This is a genomic window from Stenotrophomonas sp. 2YAF22, from assembly GCF_052114665.1.
Taxonomy (GTDB): domain Bacteria; phylum Pseudomonadota; class Gammaproteobacteria; order Xanthomonadales; family Xanthomonadaceae; genus Stenotrophomonas; species Stenotrophomonas indicatrix.
Map to the genome: position 1 here is coordinate 1 of NZ_JBFRFE010000303.1, position 5,037 is coordinate 5,037.

Consider the following 5,037-nt stretch of genomic DNA (forward strand, 5'->3'; position numbering starts at 1 on the left):
GTGATGTTCGGATTGCTGGTCACCAGCAGGCGTGCCAAGCCATGCAGGTCAGCCGTCACCGGCGTGCTGCGACCTTCCAGGTCGAAGGACACCGGCATGCCCAGCTGCTCGGCGATGTCGTTGCTCAACTGGTTGTAGGCCGCATACGGCCAGACGATCGCTTTCGGGCGTACACCCAGTTCCTTCTCGATGCGCTGCACGCTGCGGCCGAGATCGTCGCGCAGGCGCTTCTCGTACTCCTGCGCGCTTTCGTAGCGCTGCGCCTTGGGGTCGTAGATGCGGGTGATCACCGCCGGGGTCTGGTTGCCCTGCGGGTTGGACTGCACGCCGTGGTGCAGGTTGTCGGTATGGCTGGCCAGTTCGATCAGGCCGCTGGCCTGCATCTCGCGCAGCTGGTCCCAGGTCAGGAAGTCGTCACGGCCGAAGGGACGGTAGCCGTAGTCGATGGTGCGTCCCGGTGCCATGTCCACGTAGTCGGTGATCACCGCCACCAGCGCCGGATAGTTGTACGCGCGCAGCAGGGGATAGACGCGGCTGTACACGCTGCGCAGGCCGTCGTCGAAGGTCAGCAGCACCGGCCGCGGCGGCAGCGTTGCTTCGCCGCGCGAGGCGTTGATCAGCTGTGACAGCGAGACCGGGTGATAGCCATGCGCGGACAGCCAATCCAGGTGTGCGGCGAAGTTCTGCGTGCTGACCGCGTAGGCGTCGCCGTCGGATTTTTCCAGCACATCATCGCGCACGTCGTGGTAGCTGAGCACCAGCAGGCCGTTGTCGGCCGCGTCCAGTTCCGTGGCTGAGACGGCGCGCTGGGCTGCGGCGGGCAGGGCGAGGGCCAGCAGCGCCAGCAGCAGTACGGTTGTCAGGTTGCGAAGCATCCGTTCCATCTCATTCTCCCCAGCGCAGCGCGGCATCGAAGCCGATATGTCGTTCACGTTGGCCGTCGTAGACCGGCCGCGACCAACTCACGCCGTACTCGAGGATCCGCCCTTGATCGAACTGCCATTCGTGGCGATAGGCCACGGTCGGAATGATTGAACTGCCAAAACCTTCCTGCCAGTAGTTGCCCACCGACACCGTCAGGCGATGGCGGAAGTGGCGCTCGTAATGGCGCCACAGCTGTTGGTCGATGCGCAGGCCCACTTCCACCGAGCGATCCCGCGAGGGGTTGAAGTAGGGCGCATCGTCGCGGCTGCCACGGCTGGTGTAGACGCTGCCCAGGCCATCGATCAACAGGCGCGGGCGGGTCAACAGCCGTTGTTCGATCGCACTGTTCAGCGTATCGCGGCGGTTGCCATCGTCGTAACGGAACTGGCTGCCACCGAAGCTCCAGTGGGTGCGCTCGTTGCGCGTGTAGTCCACTGCAACCGCAACGCTGTCGGCGGTGATGCCGGCCACGCGTGCCTGCATCGAGGCTTCCGGGTCATTGCGGGCAGCGGTTACGCCGGCATGCCAGCGATCATTGAACTGCCAGCCGAAGCCGCCGCGCAGGCCGGTGTCGCCGATGCTGTCGTTGGGGCGCGTCACCGCCGCCTCGGCATCGAGGCGGTCGAAGCGGTAGCGCACGCCGGCACCGATCCACAGCGGATCGATGTCCTGGTCCTGGAAGCTGACCGAACGGCGGTCGGCGAAGGCAAACAGGCGCCAGCGGTCGTTGAGAACCGGCGAGGCCACTTCCACGCCGTAGTGCAGGTCGTCGTTGCCCAGCGGCGAGGTGCCGCCACCGCCGGAACTGCGGCCACCCTCGACCTTGGCCAGCAGCTGCCAGCCGCGATGGGCGCGCCAGTCGCGGTCCATGCGTTGCACCGCCGGCTGGCTTGGATAGCGAGCCAGCAGGTCGTCATGCAGCGGCCGCGCCAGGTCGTCGCGTTGCAGCTGCACGTAGGATTCGTACATGCCCAGGCGCGGCGCGATGTCACGCGGGTCCAGGGTATAGGCCATCTGGTGGCGCTCAAGTGCCCGCCGTGGCCAGCCGCGCAGCTGGTAGACGCTGCCCAGTGAAGTCTGCAGGCTGCCATTGCCCGGGCCGACCTCGACCAGGGCTTCCAGTTCGCGCTGGGCCGTGGGCAGGTCGCCGCTGTAGGCCCGCACCATCCCCAGGTTCAGGTCGGCCTCGTAGCGCGCCCAGTTCTGGAAGGGGGTCTTGCCGCCGCCCCAGCGCCAGGCCGGTTCGTCCTTCTGCCAGGCCTGCAGGTAGCCCACCGCCTTCTCCGCCTGCTCGGTTTCCAGATAGGCATAGGCCAGCTCCGAGCGTGACTCGAAGCGTGAGGGATCGTTCTTTGCGGCGGCCTCCAGCAAGGGAATGGCCTCTTCCGGGTTCTGGGTGGCCATCAGCGAGTCGCCTACGGCTGGCAGCACGTAATCAGGCAGTGCATGGCCTTCGCGCTGCAGCGCCCGCGCCTCGTCGCGCACCTGCGCGTGGCGGGCCAGGCGGTTGAGCAGGATCAGCCGGTCCATGCGGATCCGCAGCGGCGCTTGCGCCAGCGCGGTGCCATCGCGCTCGACGTACTGCTCCATTTCCGCCAGCGAAGCCTCGGCCTCGTCCAGCCGGGTGTCTTCGCTTTCCCCGTAGGCCAGGCTCCAGTTGACCAGTTTGGCCACGTAGTTGGCCTCCAGCCGCGCTCTCTGGTCCTGGTCGAACAGGTTGGGCCGGGCCTGGTAAAGCCTCCAGGCACGATGGGCGTTGCCGATGTCGCCCAGGGTCAGTACCTGCAGCTTGTACAGCAGGTCGTCGTTGGGCTCGCGCAGCTGCGCCCGCTCGATCGCCGCCAGCGCATCGACCCAGCGTGCCTGGTCACGGTAGTGCCCGATCTCGGCGAGCCGGTCGGCGCGCGTTATCACGGTGGGCGGCGGGGCCGCATCGGCCCAGTACGCCAGAGTGGCGCAGGCCAGACCGACGCACAGCGCCAGTGGACGGTGAACAACCATGAGACCCCCTAAGCATCCATTGCTGAACGATGTGCTGAAAAGTGTGACGCACATCACATGCCAACTATAGCTGACGCTCTGCCAAAGCGCCTACTTCCTATCCGTACCTTGTTGACGGAGAGTCCTTGGATGACCGGCCAGCCCTGTCGCAACGCGTTGTCGCGCATACACTTTCCGCTGTCCACTGGAACGGCACGGGGCAGCCTGAGGCCGCCCTGTGGGGGCGCACCACGCTGGCAGGGCCGGTTCTGGACACGAAACGGGTCAGCTTTGGACACGCTACGTCACCCGCTGCGGTGGCGGTGTGTAGATCGCGGTAGTGGGGTGTGTGGGTCCAGCTTCACGGCGGCGGGCGTCAGCCCGCCGGTCCGGTCACCACAGGTCTTCCAGCTTGCGCGGCTTGCAGGCCACCCACGAGGCGCACAGCATCAGCAGCGCGCAGCCGAACAGGAAGGCGAAGGGCAGGGTCCAGCCCTCGCTGACGGTGTGCAGCCAACCGACCAGGAACGGGCCCAGGCAGCTGAAGCTGTAGCCCACGCCCTGCATGAAGCCGGACAGGGCCGCCGAACCGGTGGGGGTGCGCGTGCGCAGATTGATCAGGGTCAGCGCCAGCGGGAACGTGGACGGCCCGACGCCCAGCAGGCAGGCCCACAGCAACGGCGCCTTCATCGGGGCGAACAGCAGGCCGGCGAAAGCGATGACGAAGGCCGAGAAGCCGATCAGCACCAGTGGGAAGGGATTCTGCAGGCGTACCGCCAGCGATGGGATCACCAGCGATGGCAGCAGGCCCAGTGCCGAAAACACCGCGACCATCACCCCGCCGAAGGCAGGCGTGGCGCCGGCTTCGACCACGATGCGCGGCAGCCAGGTGAACATCGAATAGGTCATCAGCGAGGTCATGCCGAACATCAGCGTCATGCTCCAGCCCAACGACGTACGCCAGACCCTGCCGTGCGGCTGCGCGGTGGGATCGTTGCTGTCCAGCACCGGTTTCGGTGCGCGGCGCGCCAGCAACAGCCATGGCAGCGTGGCGGCCAGCGCCAGCAGCGCCCACATGCCCAGCGACACCCGCCAGCCTGCGGCGTTGGCCACCGGCACCGCCAGCAGCGCCGGCATCATCGTGCCCAGCTGCAGCACGCTGATGTACAACGTGCTCATGGTGCCGACCTTGTTGGCGAAGTAGCGCTTCACCAGCGGCGGCACCACCACGTTGCCGATACCCATGCCCGCCAGTGCGATCACCGAGCCCAGCAGCAGGGTGCCGACATTGCCGGCGCTGGAGCGCAGCAGCAAACCGGTGGCGGCCATCAGCATGGCCAGCAGGGTGGTGCGCTCAAGGCCCAGGCGTCGTGCCAGCGCCGGGGTGGCGACGCCGAACAGTGCGAACGAAGCGGTCGGCAGCATGCCCAGCACGCCGGTCATGGTGGTGCCGAAGCCGAACTGCTGGCCCAGCACGTCCAGCAGCGGGGTGATCGAAGTGACGGCAGTACGCAGGTTGACCGCTGCCAGCAGGATTGCGGCGAACGCCAGCAGGCGACCGTGCAACAACGATGGCGAAGGGGAGGTGGGGGACGTCATGCGGTGTTCCTTGCAGGTGGCGCACGCCGCGCAGGTGGCGTGCAGCGCCCGCACCGGACGGGGCCGGTGTGGCAGGTGGGGGAGTGGCGGCCATTGTACGTGGCCGGCCGCGTCGGGTCCTCGACCCCGCTCCGGTGCGTACGTGGCTGATGGCAGCGCAGCCGGCTGTCCCGGATTCCGGATACAAAAAAACCCGGAGGACACTGATGTCTTCCAGGCTTCTTGGTGACCACCGAAGTGGTCGGGGAGACAGGATTCGAACCTGCGACCTCTACGTCCCGAACGTAGCGCTCTACCAGACTGAGCTACACCCCGAAGGGAGCCGCCTATTCTAGCCATTTCCCCCGATGGCGGCAAGGGGGAGGGCCGTTCTGCTTCGCTGCCGTGGCAGCGACTCCTGCGGGAACAAAAAAGCCTGGAAGACTTCACCAGGCTTCAATGCGACCACCGAAGTGGTCGGGGAGACAGGATTCGAACCTGCGACCTCTACGTCCCGAACGTAGCGCTCTACCAGACTGAGCTACACCCCGAAGG

General features: G+C 66.8%; 3 protein-coding genes and 2 tRNA genes. All 5 read right to left on the reverse strand.

Annotated features, from left to right (window positions below; all coding sequences use genetic code 11):
- Positions 1 to 884: poly-beta-1,6-N-acetyl-D-glucosamine N-deacetylase PgaB (pgaB, locus tag AB4Y84_RS12885; protein WP_442250235.1), on the reverse strand; the 884-nt coding region annotated here is incomplete at its 3' end.
- Position 885: 1 nt separating this feature from the next.
- Positions 886 to 2,925: a poly-beta-1,6 N-acetyl-D-glucosamine export porin PgaA gene (gene pgaA, locus AB4Y84_RS12890; RefSeq protein WP_442244285.1), complete on the reverse strand. Its 2,040-nt coding sequence runs from the start codon at positions 2,923 to 2,925 to the stop codon at positions 886 to 888.
- Between the two features lie 372 nt (positions 2,926 to 3,297).
- On the reverse strand, positions 3,298 to 4,503 hold the full coding sequence (locus AB4Y84_RS12895) for a CynX/NimT family MFS transporter (protein WP_223495754.1): 1,206 nt from the start codon (positions 4,501 to 4,503) through the stop codon (positions 3,298 to 3,300).
- A 238-nt stretch (positions 4,504 to 4,741) separates the two neighbouring features.
- Positions 4,742 to 4,818, reverse strand: a tRNA-Pro gene (locus AB4Y84_RS12900).
- A 138-nt stretch (positions 4,819 to 4,956) separates the two neighbouring features.
- Positions 4,957 to 5,033, reverse strand: a tRNA-Pro gene (locus AB4Y84_RS12905).
- Positions 5,034 to 5,037 lie beyond the last annotated feature (4 nt).

Excerpts from the sequence above, each read along its gene's own strand:
- pgaA (WP_442244285.1), bottom strand. The coding sequence starts at position 2,925 with ATGGTTGTTCACCGTCCACTGGCGCTGTGCGTCGGTCTGGCCTGCGCC.
- AB4Y84_RS12895 (WP_223495754.1), bottom strand. The coding sequence starts at position 4,503 with ATGACGTCCCCCACCTCCCCTTCGCCATCGTTGTTGCACGGTCGCCTG.